General features: G+C 48.8%; 20 protein-coding genes. 8 read left to right on the top strand and 12 right to left on the bottom strand.

Annotated features, from left to right (window positions below):
• Positions 1-13: 13 nt before the first annotated feature.
• The 6 genes from AC0IYG_RS02005 to AC0IYG_RS02030 all read right to left on the bottom strand — a co-directional run bounded on the left by AC0IYG_RS02005 (position 14) and on the right by AC0IYG_RS02030 (position 9,465).
• Positions 14-1,807, bottom strand: a complete 1,794-nt coding sequence (locus AC0IYG_RS02005) for a RagB/SusD family nutrient uptake outer membrane protein (protein ID WP_471709352.1) — start codon at positions 1,805-1,807, stop codon at positions 14-16.
• A 17-nt stretch (positions 1,808-1,824) separates the two neighbouring features.
• Complete coding sequence (locus AC0IYG_RS02010; RefSeq protein WP_471709353.1) at positions 1,825-5,208, bottom strand: SusC/RagA family TonB-linked outer membrane protein; 3,384 nt, start codon at positions 5,206-5,208, stop codon at positions 1,825-1,827.
• 21 nt (positions 5,209-5,229) lie between these two features.
• Positions 5,230-5,823, bottom strand: coding sequence for a DUF4142 domain-containing protein (locus AC0IYG_RS02015; RefSeq protein ID WP_471709354.1), 594 nt, complete (start codon positions 5,821-5,823; stop codon positions 5,230-5,232).
• A gap of 177 nt (positions 5,824-6,000) precedes the next feature.
• Complete coding sequence (locus AC0IYG_RS02020) at positions 6,001-6,642, bottom strand: ABC transporter ATP-binding protein (protein WP_471709355.1); 642 nt, start codon at positions 6,640-6,642, stop codon at positions 6,001-6,003.
• Entirely contained in the window at positions 6,635-8,026 is a 1,392-nt protein-coding gene (locus AC0IYG_RS02025; RefSeq protein WP_471709356.1) for an ABC transporter permease, read from the bottom strand. The genes AC0IYG_RS02020 and AC0IYG_RS02025 overlap by 8 nt, the downstream gene beginning before the upstream one ends.
• Entirely contained in the window at positions 8,023-9,465 is a 1,443-nt protein-coding gene (locus tag AC0IYG_RS02030; RefSeq protein WP_471709357.1) for an ABC transporter permease, read from the bottom strand. The genes AC0IYG_RS02025 and AC0IYG_RS02030 overlap by 4 nt, the downstream gene beginning before the upstream one ends.
• A 302-nt stretch (positions 9,466-9,767) precedes the next feature.
• Between AC0IYG_RS02030 and AC0IYG_RS02035 the strand changes: the two genes are divergently transcribed.
• Together AC0IYG_RS02035 and AC0IYG_RS02040 are read left to right on the top strand one after the other, a co-directional pair.
• The gene (locus AC0IYG_RS02035; protein WP_471709358.1) at positions 9,768-10,166 is read left to right on the top strand and encodes an amidase family protein; all 399 of its coding nucleotides are present in this window, start codon (positions 9,768-9,770) and stop codon (positions 10,164-10,166) included.
• Positions 10,120-11,196, top strand: a complete 1,077-nt coding sequence (locus tag AC0IYG_RS02040) for an amidase (protein ID WP_471709359.1) — start codon at positions 10,120-10,122, stop codon at positions 11,194-11,196. Before AC0IYG_RS02035 ends, AC0IYG_RS02040 begins: the two co-directional genes overlap by 47 nt.
• A 9-nt stretch (positions 11,197-11,205) precedes the next feature.
• On the opposite strand, the gene AC0IYG_RS02045 is transcribed toward AC0IYG_RS02040, so the two are convergent.
• Both AC0IYG_RS02045 and AC0IYG_RS02050 read right to left on the bottom strand, forming a co-directional pair.
• On the bottom strand, positions 11,206-11,820 hold the full coding sequence (locus AC0IYG_RS02045; RefSeq protein ID WP_471709360.1) for a Crp/Fnr family transcriptional regulator: 615 nt from the start codon (positions 11,818-11,820) through the stop codon (positions 11,206-11,208).
• Between the two features lie 128 nt (positions 11,821-11,948).
• The gene (locus tag AC0IYG_RS02050; protein ID WP_471709361.1) at positions 11,949-13,100 is read right to left on the bottom strand and encodes a thioredoxin-like domain-containing protein; all 1,152 of its coding nucleotides are present in this window, start codon (positions 13,098-13,100) and stop codon (positions 11,949-11,951) included.
• Positions 13,101-13,320: 220 nt separating this feature from the next.
• On the opposite strand from AC0IYG_RS02050, the gene AC0IYG_RS02055 reads away from it, so the two are divergent.
• Complete coding sequence (locus AC0IYG_RS02055; RefSeq protein ID WP_471709362.1) at positions 13,321-14,187, top strand: NmrA family NAD(P)-binding protein; 867 nt, start codon at positions 13,321-13,323, stop codon at positions 14,185-14,187.
• Between the two features lie 2 nt (positions 14,188-14,189).
• Here the strand turns inward: AC0IYG_RS02055 and AC0IYG_RS02060 are convergent, their stop codons facing one another.
• Positions 14,190-14,930, bottom strand: a complete 741-nt coding sequence (locus AC0IYG_RS02060; RefSeq protein ID WP_471709363.1) for an SDR family oxidoreductase — start codon at positions 14,928-14,930, stop codon at positions 14,190-14,192.
• Between the two features lie 99 nt (positions 14,931-15,029).
• Here AC0IYG_RS02060 and AC0IYG_RS02065 point away from each other — a divergent pair, with 99 nt between their 5' ends.
• On the top strand, positions 15,030-15,416 hold the full coding sequence (locus tag AC0IYG_RS02065; protein ID WP_471709364.1) for a winged helix-turn-helix transcriptional regulator: 387 nt from the start codon (positions 15,030-15,032) through the stop codon (positions 15,414-15,416).
• 96 nt (positions 15,417-15,512) lie between these two features.
• Here the strand turns inward: AC0IYG_RS02065 and AC0IYG_RS02070 are convergent, their stop codons facing one another.
• From AC0IYG_RS02070 to AC0IYG_RS02080, 3 genes are read right to left on the bottom strand one after another with little or no spacing between them, the layout of a single operon-like run.
• Positions 15,513-16,379 (bottom strand): c-type cytochrome, encoded by an 867-nt coding sequence (locus tag AC0IYG_RS02070; RefSeq protein WP_471709365.1) that lies wholly within the window; start codon positions 16,377-16,379, stop codon positions 15,513-15,515.
• Positions 16,354-16,497: a hypothetical protein gene (locus tag AC0IYG_RS02075; protein WP_471709366.1), complete on the bottom strand. Its 144-nt coding sequence runs from the start codon at positions 16,495-16,497 to the stop codon at positions 16,354-16,356. The genes AC0IYG_RS02070 and AC0IYG_RS02075 overlap by 26 nt, the downstream gene beginning before the upstream one ends.
• 41 nt (positions 16,498-16,538) lie before the next feature.
• Entirely contained in the window at positions 16,539-17,519 is a 981-nt protein-coding gene (locus AC0IYG_RS02080; RefSeq protein ID WP_471709367.1) for a ScyD/ScyE family protein, read from the bottom strand.
• A 351-nt stretch (positions 17,520-17,870) separates the two neighbouring features.
• Here AC0IYG_RS02080 and AC0IYG_RS02085 point away from each other — a divergent pair, with 351 nt between their 5' ends.
• The 4 genes from AC0IYG_RS02085 (at position 17,871) to AC0IYG_RS02100 (ending at position 21,679) form a co-directional block, all read left to right on the top strand.
• The gene (locus AC0IYG_RS02085) at positions 17,871-20,324 is read left to right on the top strand and encodes a ligand-binding sensor domain-containing protein (RefSeq protein WP_471709368.1); all 2,454 of its coding nucleotides are present in this window, start codon (positions 17,871-17,873) and stop codon (positions 20,322-20,324) included.
• Positions 20,294-20,746, top strand: coding sequence for a histidine kinase (locus AC0IYG_RS02090; protein ID WP_471709369.1), 453 nt, complete (start codon positions 20,294-20,296; stop codon positions 20,744-20,746). The genes AC0IYG_RS02085 and AC0IYG_RS02090 overlap by 31 nt, the downstream gene beginning before the upstream one ends.
• On the top strand, positions 20,718-20,984 hold the full coding sequence (locus tag AC0IYG_RS02095; protein ID WP_471709370.1) for a sensor histidine kinase: 267 nt from the start codon (positions 20,718-20,720) through the stop codon (positions 20,982-20,984). Before AC0IYG_RS02090 ends, AC0IYG_RS02095 begins: the two co-directional genes overlap by 29 nt.
• Before the next feature lie 62 nt (positions 20,985-21,046).
• Positions 21,047-21,679 carry a response regulator gene (locus AC0IYG_RS02100; protein WP_471709371.1) on the top strand — a complete coding sequence of 211 codons (633 nt, stop codon included), beginning with the start codon at positions 21,047-21,049 and terminating at the stop codon, positions 21,677-21,679.
• The last annotated feature ends 17 nt before the right edge of the window (positions 21,680-21,696 follow it).

Consider the following 21,696-nt stretch of genomic DNA (forward strand, 5'->3'; position numbering starts at 1 on the left):
TGGAGGCAAGATGTTAATAGCCAGGGTTTTGTCTCAACACAGAGTTGCCGCCCTGGTTGCTGAGGTCGATCTGCCGCTGCGGGATCGGGTAAAATTCGTTTCGGTTGGGCGTAAACCTTGCGCCACGGATATCGGTCGTTAACCTTCCTTCATACGCGAAATACGCATTCAGCACCTGCGGCGCGATGCCCCAGCGCACAAGGTCGAAAAAGCGCTGACCTTCCATGGCCAGTTCCAGCTTGCGTTCGAAATAAATGGCGTTCAATGCACCCGCTTTGCCCATTCCGCTGAACGCGCCCGCCGGATAGGGGCTGATCACATAATTGGCTGCCGGAACATTCGAAAAGCCTTCTGCCGGGTCATTGTCATCGCGGTATTTTCTTAAAATGTTCACAGGATCCGCAGCCCTTGCCCGCACCTGGTTCACGTAAGTTTGCGCTTTGTCAAGATTGCCTAATTGTGCCTCCGCCTCGGCTGCCATCAGCAACACATCCGCAAACCGGATCACATTGTAATTGATCGCTGTGCCTGGTGCCCACGTGCTTTGGTCCGCATAAATATCCTGCGTGTTTTGCCAGTAAATGTTCTTTTTGGGCGAATAAGGGCCGGCATAAGTTTGCCCCGGACTTCTGATCCAGCGCGCTCCCGGATGGTAACCCCAGTCGTGATAAGGCAATCCGCGGCGGCCTACGGTCCAATCGAGGCGAGGGTCAACGGGGCCGGGATCGGGAGTGAAAGGTTGCGTGGATGAGATGCCCTGATCGTTTTTCAGCGGATGCTCATTGTAATCGTTCAGGTAGGGAAGTCCGGCTGCGGTTGTGCGGTAAGAGTTGGCCAGATCGTGGCTCGGCTGGTAAAATCCGCAGCAACGGAATGGACTGTCGCCATAGGGAAAGTTGAGCATATCGCCCTGGTTTCCGTTTGCAATGCCATTTGTTCCATCATGCACAGCCATCTGGATCTGGAACACACTTTCAGAATTGTTTTCCGTGGCCGCGTCGAAGTTGTCTTCAAAACGTTTCGTTAGCGCATATTTGAGTCCGTTACTCGTCACGCCTTGTGCGATCACCACATCAAAAAGCGTCTTGGCTTCCTGATATTTCTTTTGATAAATGTAGCTTCTGGCCAGATACGCGCCGGCTGCCCATTTGTTAACCCGGCCCACTTCCGATTGCGTTGCAGGCAGATTGTCGTAAGCAAATTGGAAATCGGCTTCAATTCTTGGCCAGATATCCTCCGTATTGGGCTGCGTCGCCGCTTCCACGGTTTCCACATTTTCATCCACCCAGGGCACATTGCCGAACATTCTTTTCAGCTCAAAATAATAATGTCCCCGCAGGAAACGCGCTTCGGCCAAAATCTGCGTCCGGTCGGCTTCGTTCACTTCCGCGACTCTGCCCACAACCCGGATCACCGAATTAGCCCGGTTAACCCCTTCATAAACAGACCGCCATTTGCTGTTGAAATAACTGTTGCTCGGGTCGGCTGTGAACCTGGCGATGGCATCGATGGCGGGCTGGTCACTGCCGTCGCTGCCTTTGTGCGCCTCGCCGCCCGCAATGCTGCCGAACACCCAGTTGGTAGGAGAGGCCTCCCAGCCGCTGGTTCCGCTGAGATTGGCATTATCACGTTGTTGCGCGTCGAGAGCGGCATACGCGCCTCTGAGTAATGCGTCCACGCCCGCGCGGGTGTTGAGCTGTTCTTCACTTAATGCACCTTGGGCGCCAATGTCGAGCGCATCTTCACACGACACCATGCATATGCCGGACAATGCCAGCAGGATCGAAAGTATGTTTTTTAATTTCATCTTGATTCGTATTTATATTAAAAACCAATGTTAACCCCGAGCAAAAACTGGCGTTGATTTGGATAAACGCCTTCGTCAATGCCGAAGGAAGTGGTGGTGGAAAAGGATTGGTTGAGGCTGCCGCCGGAGCTGTTGTTGGTGTTGGCCGTGGTGCCAATCTCAGGATCAAGACCTGAGTAACCGGTGATTGTAAATAGGTTGGCAGCCTGTAAATAAATGCGTAACCGCGACATTTTGGCCTTTTTTAGCCAGGCTTCGGGAAATGTGTAACCGATCTGTGCATTCCGCGCGCGCAGGTAAGAACCATTTTCGACGAAATAAGAGTTAGGCACATTGGCGCTGCTGAACGAGCCGACGGTTTCCTGGATAGGCGCTTTGGCATTGTGGTTTTCCGGCGTCCACGAATCGTAAAGGGCTGTTTCACTTTTGGCGCCCTGGAAATTGGCATTGAAATCCGTCCACCACCTTACATTGTTCCAAATGTCGTTTCCCTGCGAACCATATAGGAAAATGCTAAAATCGAAGTTTTTATAATTAGCGCCGAGGTTCAGGCCGTAGGTAAATTGAGGATTGGGGTTGCCTAAAAATGTCCGGTCGTCTGCCGTAACGACGCCGTCGCCGTTGGTGTCCGCATAACGGAAGCGTCCCACAGCCACATCAGACTGGTAGATTGCACCCTGATTTCCGGAAGCTTGTTGCGCCTGCGCATTAGCCGCATTGATCTCTTCCTGCGAATTCCAGAAACCATCGACTTTATAACCAAAAAATTCACCAATCGAATGTCCGACAGCATTGCGAACGATGTAGCTTCCATTAAACCGGCGGCCTTCCTGATCAAAATAATCAACGCCCTCGGCCAGTGAAATAATTTTGTTGGCATACGTCGTAAAGGTTAGCGTCGCATTCAGTTTCAGATCATCGGTGACATTGAAATCAGTGTGGGCCGATAAATCCACGCCCTGGTTGCGCATACGCGCAATGTTCACGAAAGGAACAGCTCCCAAACCGGCGGTTCCGGCGATTTCTGGATTGTAAAGCAAGTCACGGATTTCCTTCCGGTAATAGTCAACCGTCAGGTCCAGTTTTCCTTTAAACAATGTGGCGTCGATCCCAATGTTGCTGTTGATGTTTTTTTCCCATTTCGCATCCGGGTTACCGATCCGTAATCTTTGCAAACCCATCATGGTTGTCTGGTTGGTGCCGTCGATGTCGTAAAATGACGAGCTTCTGTCCTGGCCGTAAGTGGTGTAAGCATTGGCCGGATCCACATTCAGCTGGTTTCCCATAATCCCGTAACCCGCACGGATTTTCAGGTCTTCCATCCATGGGATATCGCCCAGAAATCCTTCATTGGAAATGCGCCAGCCCGCACTGACCGACGGAAACCAGCCAAAACGGTTGTTAAGAAAACGCGAAGATCCGTCACGACGAACGGTGGCCCCGATCAGATATTTATCTTTCAGCGAGTAATCCACCCGGCCGATTAATGACCAAAGTGCGTCTCGAAAACGCGAGCTATAATTGGTAGGCGTGCCCGAGCCGGTGGTCAGGTTGGTAAATTCGGGATCAAAACTGAAATAACCGGTTGTTGTTCCACCGAGCAAATTGCCGCGGTTCTGGTAATTTTCCGTTCCGACTAAGACCTTGAAATCATGAATGTCGCCGAAAACGTGCTGCCAGTTGATGGTGTTAGTCCAGGTCCAGTTGAAACCGTTGAATGAGTTTTCAGTATAGGAATTGGTGGTGGTGTTTTCTTGGCTTTCGTATTCCGGATAAGCAAACGACCGATAAGCACCATTGTAAATTTCTCCCCCGAAGCTCGACCTAAAAGTGAATTCTTTCAGAAAATCAGCTTCCACGAAGATGTTACCAAACAACCGGTTCGTCTGCCCGCGGTTGTTGCTGGTCCGCTCTGCAATAGCCACCGGGTTGTCAGCATTACCCAAACCTTGTCCATAACCTCCGGCATAGTTGCCCATAATGTCACGGACGGGAATGATCGGCTGCTGCCGGAACGCCATCCCAATGGAGCTGCCCTCCGTCAACGCGTTGATACGCGGGTTATCGGAAACCGAAAACGCCAGATTTTCACCCACGCGAATGCGCTCATTTACATTATACTGACTGTTTGAACGGATCGTATAACGTTTCAGGTAAGTGTTGATGAGCGTGCCCTGCTGGTTAAAATAGTTGAGCGAAAACAAATAATTTCCCTGCGGCCCGCCGCCACTTACCGATACATTGTGGCTGGTGATAACCGCCGGTTTGAAGATCTCATGAAACCAGTCGGTGCCTTCCTTATTCGCCCGGTTAATGCGGTAAAAATTGTTGTATTCATCCGTTCCCGTGAAATTCGGATTCACATTATAGCGGGAAGGATCCACCGACGGATCGCCTTCGCTGGCGCCTTGTGGTGCGATGTAATCCGGCAACACGGGCGTCGGGCCACTGCCATAAAGCGGATCGTTGATCGGATCATTCGGATTTGCGTTCCGTAATGCATTGAATTTTAGCTGCGCCGTTTCCTGTGGATTCAGGAGGTTCCACACGTTCCCCGACTTGGGTAACTGAACCCCCACATAGCCATCATACTGCACGCTGACCTTGCCTTTTCCACGCTTCGTAGTAATGATAATAACCCCGTTTGCAGCACGTGAGCCATATATTGAGGCTGATCCTGCATCTTTGAGCACCTGCATGCTTTCGACATCATTGGGGTTGATATCATTGATATTTTGGGTAGGAACACCGTCGACAACATACAGCGGCGAGTTATTTCCAAATGTATTGATCCCCCTGATCCTGATCTGCGGCGCTTCGCCCGGCTGCCCGGAGCCAAGCACCGTCACACCGGAGGCCCGGCCTTGCAACTGGCTGGTAATCTGTGAAGTCGGTTGCTGTTGCAGTTCATTCACATTCACGATCGCCACCGCGCCGGTCAGGTCTTTTTTAAGTGCCGAGCCATAACCCACGACCACGACTTCATTCAGCGATCTGGCATCAGAAACCAGCGCAACGTCCACAGTCGCATTGGTTCCTGCTGCAATTTCCTGGGTCGTGAAACCCACAAAAGAGAATACAAGTGTGGCGTCTGGAGCGTCGGGAATGTTGATCGAATAGCGGCCTTCGGTGTCCGTGATTGTTCCCGTTTGTGTCCCTTTGACAACGACGCTCACGCCCGGAAGCGCCTCATTATTATCACCGCGGACCACGCCGGTTACCGTTCGGTCAATGTAGTTATTTTGTAAAATGTTTAAATCAAAAGGCTTTTTTGGTGCGGCAATGACATTTAATGCAAAAAGTAAGGCAGGTAAAATGATTTTCAAACGCAGTAAAAAATCGCGGTAAGGAAAAGCAACACTGCGCTTTGACGCAGCGAATCGGCTATAATGTGTTTTCATAGTTAGTTGATTGATAAATGATTACATTGATTTTCGCGCTAAGCGGGCGCTTTCGAGGTTCTGGCGAATGGCAGGAAGTTTGGCTTCGGCCCAGCGTCTCACGCCGGGATCCTGGCCCGACTCGATTTCGGTTTCATACAAAATGACCAGCTCGTCATGCGCCGTGATCGTCATTTCCATGAAAGTGGGGTCGAAGGATTCGGTGTTTTTGGCACGGAGCATGTCCATCTTCTTGACATTGGTGTCCGACATGTCTTTCTGCGCAATCCCTTTTTGGCGAGTCATGACGCTGATCTCGCGATCCAATGCGCTGCTGAACGTGACGAGTCCGGCGGCATATTGCTTCACCAATGCATTTTTCGCATTAATGAGGGCAACGTCACCAGCCGTTTTACAGAGAACATTGAGATCAGAAGCAGAAAGCAGGAATTGTCTGTCCGTCTCAGGCGGGACGGGCGGATCGCTGAGCATGGTGCACGCCAGCAATCGCGCGCACACCATTCCGAAAAGCAAATAAATGGTCAGCTTCCTTGGATAGCTAACCTGATTTAATCTGCTGCAAAAAGCTTGAAAGAAATTTGCTTGAAAACGAGGCTTGTTGATGAAAATAAACATAGGCTTAGCATTTTTTTCGTTGAGATAAAAATGCCGGCCGCCTATAAAAAACTGTTCCCGAAGCGGTTGTGGGAAGGGGTATTTTGCTTATCAGCGCGTTGCGCCAACTGGTGAGATGTACATCAAACCGTTTTCAAATAAAGACTTTCCAGCTCATTAGCCGAGATCGAACTTGCGTCAATGACCGATTGCAGGCTGCCTTCTTTCATGATCCCGATCCGGCTGGCTACTTCTTTGGCCCTGAAAATGTCGTGCGTCGCCATCAGGATTGCGGTGCCGTTTTCTGCTAGGGTTTTTGATGATCTGGGAAAATTCGTTGGATGCTTTGGGATCAAGTCCGCTGGTGGGTTCGTCGAGGAGCAAAACCTTTGCTTTTTTTGCAACTGCGATCGCTATGCCCACTTTTTGCCGCATTCCTTTTGAATATCCGGCTAGTCTTTGATCAAATGCTTGTCCCTGCAATCCGGCCGTTGCGAGTAAATTTCCCAGCTCCTTTTTTGAATAATTGAAACCCGCCAGCGACGAGAAATATTCGAGGTTTTCGAGGCCGGTCAGGTTGGGGTAAAGCATTACGGTTTCGGGAATGTAAGCCAGGTGCTTTTTGATTTCCTGCGGGTTTTCAGCGACTGAAATCCCGTCGATGAATGCGGCGCCTTCAGTAGGCTCGATGAATCCTAAAAACAGATTGATCGTCGTTGTTTTTCCGGCACCATTCTGGCCCAGCAATGCAAATATTTCACCTGGTTTTATATTGAGATTCAGGCTGTTCAAGGCTGTGTGGCTGCCATAGCGTTTGGTAAGGTTTCTTGCTTCATGCATTTGAAATGTCTTTTATTTTAATAAAATTTCTTTTGAACAAAATCACTGAAACGGCCAGCGAACCCAACGCCCAAGCCATAATCGCAAACAACCCACCGCGGACCGGTTCGTCAGCATATTGGCCGGGCCGGTAAGCCGGGTAACCCGCCCAGTCAATACTTTCGGTAGGCGTGTCTTCGAAGATAAAAGGATAAAAATATTCCCTGATCCGCCGGTGATGCGCTTTAACGGATTGCAGGTAACGAATGTGGCTCGTAAGGTCCGTGTTGGCGACTTTATTGAGCGACTGCTGTGCCGCTATCACGGGATTAAATCTTGCTATACGTTCCGAAAGGCTTTGTCTTTGCATTAATTTGTCAAAAAGCTTTTCCGAAGAATGCGCTGATTCGAGGTCGCCGGAAAGCTGCATGGCATAATACCAGCCAGGCGAATATTTATCTTCCGGGATCGGATATTTGCGGAATTGCGGGTAAATGGCGTAAAATTTTTCCATTGTCGGCTTTTTTGGCTCATCCCATTTGGCATGATAGCCTTCCCGCTGGCGGATCGCCGTTTCGGCCGCTTCCGGCACCGGAACGCTGTTATTGACCACAATGTTGGACACACCCGGAAACAGGATCGCCAGAAAAATCCAGATGCAGACCAGCGTCGTGGCATTGAACGACGAACTTCTGCCCAAAGCCACAACCAGAACCGAAACCGTAAACCAAAACAACATATAAAGCAGCACCACAAGCAGCAGCTGAAATGTGGGCTGCGAGAGCGGAAGCTGCAACGCGACGACCGCAGCAAAAAAGACAAGCAGCGTCGTGATAACGATCACGGCAAGCCGCACGAGCAACTTGCCCGCAATGGCAGCGCCTATGTTACTGCTCGTTGTGCGGACGATTTTCCAGACGCCGTTCTCCTGTTCTTCGGAGAGCACATTATAAGTGAATGCAATGATCAGCAGCGGAAAAAGGAATATAAACACAAATGACGCGTCCAGATTCCCGACCAGTAATGTAAGCGGATTCGTCAGTTCGGAGTCATAAAGCTGGCCTTCGATCGCGAGCATTTTCACCTTCAATGTAAAGGGGTTGACGTCGCGCTGCCCGATTGAGAATTTCGCCCAGGGAGAGGCCGGGTTAGTCGTGTAAAAAAATGGATAGTAAGCCGTCGTGCCCACCATTTTACCGGTTCCGTGTTCGACAATCTCCAGCAAATGTTGTTGCTGCACTTCGGGCACCGACGCAATGGTTTCCTGCTGCCTGCCGATCACCTGATTGCCATGATAAAAGCTGTAAAAACCAAAAAGCAGCAAGCTGACGGCTCCGATCAGCACCGTTTTTCCAAGCAGGAAATTCTTGATTTCTAGGAGCAGGATCTTCTGATTGATTTTCATAACTGGTATTTGCGTTTGGAAGAAACATAGGTCAATGCGCCAAAACCAGCGAAAACCCAGACCACGAGCGCAGCAAGCGTCAGACCACCGGCATTCAGATTTTGCGTAACGGTTAAGGGCTTGAAAGTGAAGTCGGGCTGCTGCTGCCAGTTTTTCGCGCTGACCTTTTGCTTGCCATCATTCTCATATTTGATTTGGGTCAAATGGATCTCGTTCAACTTTTTTGTTTTATCAAAACGATACTTTTCGGTCTGCTTTTGAAATGCGGTAAAACTATCGAAATCGGTGCCGGACAGATTCATGGAAATGTTGCGGATCGCCAGATATGGGTCAGCAAAGCTCAAAATAGATGATACGGCATTTTGCGACCTGTAAATGCGGATCAGGTTGTCGAAATGTTTGTTGAAAATGCCCGAAGAAATGTTTTCGCCTTCCTGCATCACCAACGCACCATAGTTGACGGGCAATGCCGAGATCGAGTCCACGCCGTATTTCTTCAATGTATTGGCTTTCAATGTTGCAAAATGCGGATCGTCGGGATCGTGGCTGTCACCTTGTTTACTCACATCCTGCTCAATGGCCTGCTCAAAAGCGATTTTATCCGGCGCTTTATACATGCTGCTGCCAAGCGTTTGGGCACTTTTGGGAATAACAATGAAGAACAACATCCATATCAGCACGAGCACCATCAATGCATTTTTGGAAGATCCGCTCACCGCCGAAACTGCCACAACAAGCAGTGTGATGACCAGAAAGTAAAGCGCGAAAAGCACTGTCAGCAATGCAATCCGAAGTAATGTTTCGCCACTTAGTTCACCCGTAATGAGCAGGTTACCAGCGATCAGGCTGACTAATAATAAGGGTAAAAACAAAACCCAAACGACGGAGGTCAAGCCTGCCGTTTTGCCAATCAGAATGTCCAGATAAGAAGCTCTTTGGCACAAAAGGATTTTAAGCACGCCATTTTGTTTGAGCCCGGCCACGGTTTGAAAGCCGATAAAAATGATGAAAAGCGGCACGAGCAATTGCAGCACCATCGCCATGCTCAGCTCGCCAAAGCGCAGCATGCCATTTGAGAATCCGGCTTCGCTCATGTTGACCGTGTTCTGCCGGTGCGCTTCTAGAAATACGGAATTGCCGACGTAACTGTCCAGGCCAAAGTCAAAAAAGCTGAGCGGCGATTTTTCCCGAAAAACCATGTAACCATAGTGTGCAACCCGATGCGGGTGCCGGTTGGGCTGGCTCATCCACTGATCCTGCACTTGCTGATGAGCGATTTTTTGCTGGTGGTTAAATTTGCTTACATACTGCCAGCCTGTAAATGTGGCGAGTAAGGACACCACCAGCAGCACGGAAAACAGCGCAAGCGGAATCTTACTCCGAAAGATTGAAGCCCATTCCTGCCTGGCAATGATGGTAATAAAATTGAAATGCATCATAAATAAATGTTTGTCTGCTATGCATTGCCAATGCAACAGCGTTGCAATTTAAAGACATTGATTTACTCTTGCATCATAGTTGCAAATATAAATTATTACGTATTGGGGTTGATGCGCGTTGTTTTTCGGCAGCATAGGCGGTTCGTAACCAAGATAAATGTCAGATCGCCAACCCAAAACTGTGACAAATGTCAACGCGAGATTGTGTCATATGACTTCGTTTTGACCGATGGTCGCTATCTAATTTTGTTCAACAATGATCAAGTCTTTTGGTCACTAAATGATTAAAAAATGATAGGGATATGAAAACAGAAAACAGCAGCACATCACCGCTTTATTATCAGGATGCAAGCGGTCTGGCAAAAATGATTCGTAACAAGGAAGTGTCCGCGGTCGAAGTAATGAAAGCACATCTTGATCGCATTGATGCTCTTAATCCGACTGTAAATGCGGTTGTGACGGTTTCGGCAGATGCGCTCAAAGCGGCAAATGCAGCAGACGAAGCCATAGCCAGGGGAGAAGCAGTCGGCGCTTTGCATGGTGTTCCTTTTACAGTTAAAGATTCAATTGACACCGCAAATGTGCTGACCCAGCGCGGTTCGCCTATTTTCAGGGGGACGTGTTCCGGGCGAGGATGCCACCAGCGTGTCGCGTATGAAGGATGCGGGCGGAATTTTGCTCGCCAAGACCAACCTCCCTGAGTTTTCGTACTGGATTGAAAGCGACAATCTGCTCAGCGGCAGGTCTAACAATCCGTGGGATCTGACGCGCACGCCGGGCGGTTCGAGTGGTGGAGAATCGGCGGCCATCGCATCCGGAATGTCCCCGCTGGGTCTTGGAACGGATCTGGCGATATCAGTCCGCGGGCCCGCCGCGCAGACGGGAATTGTTTCGATCAAACCCACACACGGCCGCATTCCGATGACGGGCGTCTGGCCACGTGCGCCGCGCCGCTTCTGGCATGTGGGCCCAATGGCGCGTAGCATCCGCGATTTGCAGCTCGCTTTGTCCGTTCTTTCCGGCCCCGACGGACTTGATGGATTTGCTACGAGTACAGTCCGGTTTGATGCAGGCATAGGGAGCCATCCAGGTCGTCCGTTGCGAGTAGGCTGGCTGGTCGAGCCGGGTTTCGGGCCGGTCGATGCGGAAGTGGCTGCAACGGTCGAAGCTGCTGCTGCTGCGCTGAAAGGTCTGGGATTGAATGTGGAGCCCGTGCATATTCCCGCTTTGGAACGTGATTTCGCGCTGGACGTGTTCAACAAACTTCACGTGATGGAAATGAAGGACGCATTCAGGGAGGCAACTGCCGGTCGCAGCGAGGATGAGATTTACAAAATGGCCAAAACAATGCTTTCGCTGCCGGACACCTCGATGCAGGATTTTATCAACGCCGAGCAGGCAACAGAGCGTCTGCGGGACGGATTTGCGGGATATTTTCAAAAATACGACGCATTACTTACGCCCGTGCTGCCGATCCCGGTTCACAAGCATGGAGTAGAACAGTTCGTGATCAACGGGCAGACGGTGGATGCAACTTATTTGCAGGGAGCCACCGTGCCGCTCAATGTCACGGGCTTGCCCGGGATCGCAATGCGGTTTGGCACGAGCAGAGAAGGGTTGCCCATTGCCGTTCAGATTGTCGGGAGCTGGCTGGCCGAATCCACCATTTTGCATATTGCGTCGCTGCTGGAAAGTGTCAGTGAAGTCCGCGACCTGCACCCGATTCCGTGAATGTGAGCATTATGAAGCGTCTTCCGGATTTTCAGGGAGGCGCTTTTCCGATTTTGTAAAATCTTTCCGGATACGGCTCAACGTTTCCCGGGAAATGCCCAGATACGACGCGACCATGTGCAGCGGCACATTGTTAAAAATGCTGGGATAAGTTTTTTCAAATTCCAAATATTTCTCGGTCGCCGAATAGCTGATCAGATAATAAATGCGCCGCTGGCTTGCCTCATAGGCGTTTGAAGTCAGCCTTTCGTAGAAAAGTTTAAGCGCCGGGATCGTCTGCAATAATTCCAGCCATTGTGCTTTTGTCCACATGATAACCGTGCTGGAAGCGAGCGCTTCAATGTTATATTCCGAAGCTTTCTCATGACTATAACTTTCCTGATCGGTGATCCACCAGTTTTCAACACCAAACCTTACCGTATGATCCGTCCCGTTTTTGTCAAACCGGTAAAGCCGGCAACATCCGCTGGCAATGAAACAGTTATAATGCCAGACTTCGCCTTCGTGCAAGATCGATTGCCATTTACGCAGCTTTCTTTCCGTACTCGCCGCCCGGACAATTTCCAGGTCCTCGTCAGAAATGTCAACTTGCTTGCGTAAATATTCTGCGAAGGCTTCAAACATATAATGCTCGTGTTTTCGGTGAAATGTATAAGTCTGGCCATAGATTGTCAAAGCAGAAAACCCAGCTAACCTTGAATTTTGTGTCAATCAAAAATCAGCTCATTAGGTTCCAAATTGTGATTTTCGACTCATAAAGTCTTTGAACTGATCAGGGCCGTCACCTGCTCATCGATGGCATTCTGACCGGTTTCCATTCCGACTTGCCGCGTGATCATTTTACCTTTTGAGTCAAATAAAATCCAGACTGGGATAGCACTCAAATTGTATTTCTTATCAAACTTCACATACGAATTGTCACGCGCGAGGAGCACTTGCTGCCAGGGCATTTGCTCTTGTTTCATGGCGCGCTTCCAAGCCGCTTCTTTGGTGTCAACCGAAATGCTGACTATGTTTAGTTTGTCGCTTTGCGCATCGTAAAGCTTCCGGATTTGCGGAATTTCCTGTCGGCAAGGACTGCACCAGCTTGCCCAGAAAACGACGAGATTATATTTATTTTGATCAATCACCGGTTTGGCCAAAGAAGCCTCCGCCTGTACGAGACTAACTTCCGCAGGATAATCATTTCCCTCTTTGTATTGATAATGAGTGTATTCAGTAAGTCGCTTATATAATGGCGCAACATGAACCGATTCGTCAAATAAGGACAATAGTTGGGCAAGGTGCGTGTCTTTCAGTTCGCTTTTTTGAAAGTCCAGTTGTTTCAATAAATGCATCGAAGCTGGAAATTGCTTGATTACCGCTTCATTATACCGGTTTGATTTTTCAGAATTCCCCTTCGCCGCTGCAAAATTCCAATGCTTATAAAATGCCTCGGTTTGCTTGTTTACATTCAGGAATTTCAATGTGACCATCGCTTTTTTCGGCACCTGTGCCAAGGTGTCCAGCACTAGCTCCATTTTTCCTTTGTCAACATAAAAGTTCGACATGCCAACTTTTAATTTGTACGGATTTGTATAGCCCAGCATCCAATAAGGATAACTCTTATCGCCAGTCTCATACAAGATCGCTGCCTGAAATGGCACAAAATCAGCACCGATTTTGACTGAAAAGCTGAACTTCCCATCCTTCACAATTGCCGAATCCAAAAATTCCCTTGTTGCCTGCTCTGCGAGAAATACTTTTTTCCCTTCCAGAATTGACTTTGAGCTGAGGAGATCAACCTGAATGACACTATCCTGCGGTTGCGAACAGCCGCTCGCGAGAAACAGAAGCGACACAATGCGCAGCGCGAAGCATTGATAAGCCATAAACTTTCGAGTATTTCCAATCCAATGTCCCATAGTTTTCAGCGTTTAATTTACCTTAAATATATAAAGAAATTATATATGTGAAAATAGGAAGAAAATTTGTTTGTTAAATTATAAATAAAACCTGGAACAAAAATTTTGACCAGTAACCCAGTTCCTACTGACACGCCTATGTCACATTGCCGCCCTAACTTGCCAGTGCAATCACAATGCTGGCTGCTTGTAACATTCATCAACCTTAACTGAAAATGCCATGTATATTGTTTTAGGTGCTACGGGCCATGTTGGTTCTGCTGTGGCTCAATCATTATTAGAGAAGAATAATCAGGTAACTGTTGTTGTCCGGGACGCTGAGAAAGGCCGGGAATGGGAGGGGAAGGGTGCAAAGGTTGCAGTAGTTGACATTCGCGATACGGACCGGCTGCAGGCAGTTTTTCAACAAGGCGAGCGCCTTTTCGTGCTCAATCCGCCTGCGCCCATCACGATGGACACCGCACCGGAAGAGCGAAAAAGTGCAGGGTCAATAATGGCGGCTTTAACGGATTCAAACATCGAGAAAATAGTCGTCCTATCAACATATGGCGCCCAGCCAGGCGAACAAATCGGTGACCTGAGTGTGCTTTATGAATTAGAACAGGGGCTGATTCAAACAGGCATTCCGACCAGCGTTGTGCGCGGCGCTTACTATATGAGCAATTGGGATATGGCGCTGGAAACAGCCCGCGAAACCGGTCAGGTGCACGCGCTTTATCCACCCGACTTCAAGTTGCCGATGGTTGCACCGCAGGATCTAGGGGCGACCGCCGCACGCTTACTAATGGAGCCCGTTGCGCAGACAGGCCTGCATTATGTGGAAGGACCAGAGCATTATTCGCCGGCAGATGTAGCCGCAGCGTTTGCAGACGCATTAAAAAAGGATGTTGTTGCCGTACAAATCCCGCAAGAAACCTGGGTGAGTTCATTGCAGGCAGCCGGCTTTTCAGAACCGGCTGCCCAATCAATGGCTGCCATGACAGCGATTATTTTGGATCAGAAAATCGAGGTGCCCGATTCGCCCATTCGTGGAAAGATTACTTTACAGGAATACATCAGTTCCCTTGCAACCGCAACCGGACATTAACCTCAGGCATTAAGCCCGCCGTCAATCGTAAGCCAGGATCCGGTGATGTATTTTCCTTCTTCGCTGGCCAGGAAGGCAACCAGTCCGGCAATGTCTTCACCGGTTCCATAGGTCGGGTTTGCCATTCTGCTCCGGAGAAAATCGGCCAGTTCGCCCGTGGCAGGGTTCATGTCGGTGTCCGTTGGGCCGGGCTGTACGAGGGTTACGGCAATTCCTTTTGGCCCGAGGTCGCGCGCCAGCCCGCGGGTGAATCCTTGCAATGTGGATTTGCTCATCGTATACAATGTCGTTTGCGGACTGAGTGCGTTGTCGGCCATATTGCTTCCGATGGTGATGATCCGCCCACCCGTTTTCAGATGTTTCACAGCTTCGAGGGCTGCCACAAAAACTGCCTTCACATTGACGTCCATCACCGTGTCGTAATCTGCAATGGTGTGCTCAGCAAAGTCTTTTCCAATGTAAATGCCAGCGTTATTGACCAAAATATCCAGTCCGCCAAATGCTTCCACGGTTTTCCGCACGGCACCGGTCACTTCATCTGCATTTGTATTGTCCGCAGCAATAGCAACGGCCTCACCGCCAGCTGCGGAAATTTCTGCTGCGAGTGCTTCTGCCTTCTCAGCGGAGCGCGCGTAAGTGAATGCTACTTTGGCTCCGTCAGCGGCCAGGCGGCGTACAATTGCTGCGCCTATTCCGCGGCTGCCGCCGGTAACCAATGCTATTTTATTTTCTAACTTTTTCATAACAACAACTTTGTGTTTTAATACGATGCAAACCTACGCCACTTCCTTTATATTTGTAAGCAAGCAGCAAATTGTTAGGTACCAACAAAAAAGTAAGAAATGAGAAAAGAGACTTCCACCAATGCTTTGAACGAGCGGATGATCAGCGATAGCTGCGGAATGGCTTACACGCTTGGCGTATTGGGCGGTCGCTGGAAGCCTGCTATCCTGTGCAGGCTCATGCACGGGACATTGCGCTACGGCGAACTCAAAAAATCAATCGAAGGGATTTCTGAAAGAATGCTCGTGGCCCAGCTTCGCGAGCTGGAAAGTGACGGGCTCGTTCAGCGAAAAGTATTTCCGGAAGTCCCGCCACGCGTGGAGTACGAAATGACCGCGTTGGGATTATCCATGCAGGACGTCATAGCGGCCATGTCCAATTGGGGAAATATGCATAGAAGCCTGAGTAAAGAACATTCAGTTGCCGAATCATCCGAAGATCAGTAACAATAAAAAATCCCGTCCGCTGCATCCTGAAATGCAAGGGACGGGATCTTATAATAGTGTACGTATTTCGAAAAGGAAAGCTGAAAAAAGCTTCGCCTATTGCTTGGCGATGGTCATTTTTTCAGACACAATCACCTTGTGTTCAATTGGTTTTACCGTATTCAGGTAGGCAAAGATCGCGGACAGGTCTTCTTCTTTCATGCCGCCGTACATCGTCCATGGCATAGGCGTGTTGAGATCGCCCGCTGCCACTTTTCGTGAAACATAGCTGCTGTCCGTATAGGCCCTGAAATGTGAGACAAAAACGTCTTTCGTCCAGTTACCAATGCCCGTTTCTTTGTGCATTGTAATGTTAGGTGAGCGCATCACACCGTTCGGGCCTTTGAATTCCATTCCTCCGCCAAACTCTGTTCCGGGAATTACTTTGCCTTTGTCCGTCTTGCTGTGGCAATCCACGCAGCCCGTTGCTGTGATCAGATACTTTCCGTAAGCCACCTGGTCTGTTTCGGATGGGCGGGTCGTGAAAGCAGCTTCCTGCGGCATTGTATTGATCAAAATGTTGACAGGAAAGTCTGGCTCTGACTGCGGGACGTCCTTTTTTACAGGTTGCAAATCACGGATATAAGCAATGATCGAATAGATATCCTCCTTATCAAGCTGGCCAAAGCGGTGGTAACCCATCACCGGGAATAATGCTTTACCACTCTTATTTACGCCTGTGGTAACGGCACGAAAAATTTCACCGTCCGTCCAGCTGGCCAATGTGTACGGCGTAATGTTAGGCGCGTAAAATTTGCCGGGAAATCCCATTTCTTGCGTGAATGCCTCGCCGCCGCCGCCGAATTCGCCCGCAAGCGGACCTGCATATTGCGACCAGTCGCGGGTGCTGTGGCAGTCCATGCAAACGGTCACATGGTTAGCCAGATACTCTCCACGCTCAACGTGTGCCAGCAGTTTTTTCAATTTTCAGCTCAGGCGCCGGTCCGGTGTTCGGAAGGGCAGCTTTGACGTAAATGATGGCTGCGACGATGACGATTGCGAGGCCGGCAAAGATTTTCCCGACAATTTTGAGTGCTTTCACTATAATGTTCAGAATGAATTAATGAATGCTTTTATTCCTGATTAATAAGTCAGTTTAACGATTGTCCCGTCCTGATAGCTCAGCAGATAATACACGTCGTCATTGGTGCGGATGATGTCCGTTGGCCGTGAAATGTTCTTTAAAAGCACGTTGCCCTTTTCATCCAATACTTCACCCGAATTTGGTTTAAAGCCCATCGCTCCAAACTCTCCGTGGTGAACCACGATTGGCTTGTTGTTAGCAGAAAGTGTGATGCCCGTCAGCGTTGTGAAATTCGGTGCGTAAACATCAACTTTTCCATTTTTATCAACCTGGAAAATTTTTGCATTGTCTTTTGCAAACGGAAAGCCTGTCAATGTGCTTACAAGGAACTTAGTGCCGTCGTAAACGATTCCTGTTGGCACAGCTTCTACTTTCGTAGCAACATTCGGGATTTGTGCAAATAAATGTAAAGTACCATCGCTGTCTCTTTTAAAGATCGCATTGGCACCAGAGTCAGCAATGTACAAAAGTCCGTCCGGGCCAACTGTAAGGTCCCATGTATTAGAATTAAGCGGGTCAGTCAGTGCTTTTGATTTTACAAATGTTCCAATGTCCTCAACAGGAATTGAAGCAAGGTTAACGGCTGCATCGCCCGATTTGAAAGAGGCTACGTCAGCGATGTAAAGCTTGCCGGTTGATCCATGCAAAAAATACAGTTTGCCGCCTTGAAAAACCAGGTGACCGATGCCCTCAGGAGAACCTTCCTGCGTAATTGAGCTTAGCCCTGTCACGAATAATGTCTTTGTGCCCGACGGGGTGATCATGGATACGCTGCCGTCTGTGCCATTTCCTGTTCCGGCCTCCGTTACCCACATATTTCCATTGTCATCAATGGCCATTCCGATGGGCGCTTTCAGTCCTTCTACAAAGGGCTGGGAAGTGAATGTTGTTGGTTCTGGAAAAGGCTGCTCATGATCCGTACAAGCCTGGATAAAAAGTCCCGAAAGGACAACTGCGATCGAAAGTACTAATTTTTTCATTGAATTGGAAGTTGGTTTTTGTCGATTAACGTGAGGTAAAATCAAACAGGATTAGGTAAAAAAATGAACGTTGAGTAAATATTATATCTGGAAAGTTTTTTAGTGCGGATGTCACCACCGGCGCAGCAGCCAAACTATTTATCGCTGAGAAAATTAACGTTTGCAAAAGAAGACAAGTGGCTGTCATGGCACAATAGCAAATTCTTGCTATAAAGGCCTTTTTCGGCAAGAAATCCGTCGCTGAAACAATCGTTTTTTCGCAGGTATATAAAAAGCGGTTACTTCTTTAATCTAAAAATCGATTTTTGGAGTATACACCCTTAGTCGTCTTACTCAACCTTTCCTCTTTGCATGCCGCGCCAACTTTTACGCTTCAACATTTGGGTGCCTGTTTTGAAGATCCAATGTCTTTGGTTATTCCTGTTCCTACTGCAATCCGGCATCAATCTTAGCATGGCGCAAACGCCGCAAACCCGCGTGAACATTCAGTTATTCGGGCCGGAGCAGGGCTTGCCAAGCAGAAATACGCGCTGTCTTTCGCAGGATGGCCGCGGATTTATGTGGGTGGGCACCGGTCAGGATTTGTGGCGCTACGACGGATATACATTTCAAAACTTTACGGGCATGCTGACCCGGTCTATCGGTGGCAGCACGCTCATTAACCAGATCAGGACCGGACCGGAAGGCAACATTTGGATTGCGCATAACAATGGCATCAGCATTATTGACCCAAACAACCTGACCTGCAAGACCATAGACCCGTCGCAGCAGATTAAGCATGTTGGTTCCAAGCAAAATCTGGATATATTTTTTGACAAAAAACAAAATGCATGGGTGGCGATCCCAAGCGGCAGACTCGTCCTGATCACCCGCAAATTGCTCCCCGCTGCATTATATACGCCAGCTTCAAATCCATCGCACGCGTTTTCTGTCGGAAGTGTGGCAAGAACCCTGCTTAGTGATAGCAAAGACAATGTGTACGCTTACATTGAAGGAAATTTTTTACACAAAGTCAGCGAAAAAAACAGCTTAACGCACGCTGTAAACCTGATTGAAGGGCTGTCAGAACAAAATTTAGCAGTTTCAAACGTATTCCAGTCTGCGCCTGACCGGATCACGGTTCATTATAACGAGCAAGGCAGTAATGTTGGGAAAATGCGCAGCTATGATTTTAAAAATCAGAAATTCGGCCCGTTGGAAACGGCCAATGCACCCGTTAAACCGGATTTTATTGAATCAGATGCCAAAGGTTATCTTTGGAGTAAAAGTGAAAGACAAGTTGGTTTTTTAAATCAGAAAACGGGGGAGCACACATCGCTCACCAGTCAGCTGCAGCAAAAGTCAGGCGCTGAAACCTTCTTCTTTGCCAGTTACCTAAGTTCAGACGGGAGTTTCTGGATTTCGTGCGTCAACGGCCTTTTCAAGATTACTTTAACAGGCGAAATATTTACCAAATATCTGAGCAAGCCGCAGGAAAAGCCCGGTGATATCGGCAGCAGCATCCGGGGCATCACCGAGGACAGCCAAGGCATGATCTGGGTGTGCTCATATGGCTATATCGTGAAAGACGTCGCTTATATGCTCCACCAGATCGATCCGGTACATGCGAGGGCCAGGCACATGGTGCTGCATCGGGCGGGGAACATTCCGGGCGATAATGTAATCCCTTATAAAGTGCTTTTTTCGAAAAACGAGGTTTACGCTGTCACCGACGGAACGCAATTCCTGAAAATAGAGCCGGAGACTGAAGAATATAAACCGGTCGAGTTTCCATTTGTCAGCGGTCGGGGATTCACTTCCTTTTACAAGCTCAATGATCACACTTTCTGGCTGGGAACCTGGGGCGGAATGGGCATAATTGATACGCGGAATCTGAAACCGATCTTGCTGAATGACAAGCCCGGGCGCTACATTAAGAATGAGCGCGTGAATCATTTCATGGCGTGGTCGGAGAACCGTATTTTGGTGAGTACGATCAATGGTTTGTACGTTTTGAACCAGGATGCGACCATCAAAGAGCATTATGGACAGTCTGCCGGAGACAAGATCAAACTTCCAGCTTTGCAGATCTTCCACACGGTTTGGCATGAAAAGGCATTATGGGCATCATCCGGGCAGGGACTTATCCGGATAGATACGGCTCAGAAAACCACGCGTCTTTTTACGATGCAGGATGGCCTTCCTGACAACAACATTTATGCAGCACTGCCCGACGAGCAGGGCAATTTGTGGCTGAGTACGAACAAAGGTTTGTCCCGTTTTAACACCCGGACACAGAAATTCCATAATTACGGGCTGGCCGACGGACTCCCGCACATGGAATTTAATCACGGTTCTTACATGAAATCGAGGAATGGAACGCTTTATTTTGGCGGTCTCAACGGCATTGTCGCATTCGACCCTTCGCGCATTGATACAAATCCTGAAGAAGAGCGCGCATTGCAGCTGATCTCTTACTCAAAATACGACGCCGACCGCAACAAAGCCGATACGATCATTAACCATAAGCCGGGCAAGGAAATCGTTTTTAACCCCGGCGACCGCCTTTTTGCATTCTCTTTCATGAGTCCCGATTATCAGAACACAGCATTGAACCGCTTCCGATACAAGCTCGAAGGCTGGGGAGATGACCGCTGGCAAATGATTGAAAATGGCAACAGACTGCTCATCAACAGCCTGCCGCCGGGGACATATAATCTCAAAGTGCAGGTTTCTGTTGCAGGCGCTGACTGGGGCACGCAGGATTGGCATGCGCCGATCAGGGTGATTGTTCCGTGGTACAAATCGCCCTGGTTTTTATCCTGAGCGTGCTGGGCATCGGCATGGTGCTTTACCTGTTTTACCGTTACCGGCTGCAACAGATCCTGCACATTCAGCAAATCCGGAACGGCATCAGTGCCGACATGCACGATGAGATCGGAAGCACGCTCAGCAGCATTACATTTTACAGTCAGGCGCTGCTTATGCAAATGGAAAAGGCAGAGCATCAGCAAGTTGTAAGAAAAATAAAGGAGAATGCACAGCAGGTGCAGGAAGGACTCAGCGACATTGTATGGAGCGTAAAAGCGGGCAATGATGAAATCGAAGATGTATTTGCACGCATGTTCAGTTTCGGCAGCAGCGTGGCCGAATCGAAAGGAATAGCGCTCCATTTCGAGACAGATCCGCAGCTTCAAGAAAATGAAGCTCGATATGCAAATGCGAAAAAATCTTTATTTAATTTTTAAAGAAGCCGTCAATAATGCAGCCAAATATGCCGACTGCAGTGAGATTAATGTAGACATTCGCCAGGATGCCAATAAGGTCAGAATGATTATCAGGGATAACGGCAATGGTTTTGATCCTGAGCTTATTAAAAAAGGAAATGGCCTTTCTAATATGCAGCAGCGCGCCGTGCAAATGAAGGGCAAGCTGACCGTTAACTCAAAAAAAGACGGCGGCACGAACATTACACTTATTTTTTGACTAAATGCGGATGGCGAGTATTTGCTATGTAGTTCTACGTGGCGAATAGTTAACTTTGTCACATGGCATCCAGGATCATAATTTTTGACGATAATCAGGAGCGGCTCAACAGCGTTGCAATGCTGCTGAACCTTTCTACTGAATTCACGTGCACCGGCACTTTCCCCAATGCCGCTAATCTGGTGGCCGATATCACGGGCTCAAAGCCCGATTTGGTGCTGATGGATATTGACATGCCCGGCATGAATGGCATTGAAGCAACGCGACTCGTACGGAGGCATTTCGGTGCATTACCGGTTTTGATTCAAACAAATTTTGAAGAAGATGAGCGCATTTTTGACAGTCTGCGTGCAGGGGCAAACGGTTATTTACTTAAAAAAACCAGCCCGGAGCGTTTTTTGGAAAGTTTGAGAGAGGCGCTCGAAGGCGGAGCGCCCATGACCGGCAGCATAGCCTCGAAAGTGCTTCGTTTTTTTTCCGCAGAGTCGCCCACCAAGAAAGATTATCACCTTACCGAGCGCGAAAAGCATGTGCTTGGATTTTTGGTAAAAGGTTACAGCTACAAACTGATTGCGTCGGAATGCGGCATCACTTACAACACGGTTAACAACCACATCCGCAACATTTACGACAAGCTTTACGTGAACAGCGCCACCGAAGCGGTCAGTCTGGCCATCAAGGAAAGGCTTGTTTAAAAGCGATCGGAAAATTT

This window comes from Dyadobacter sp. AC419 (genome assembly GCF_979253085.1).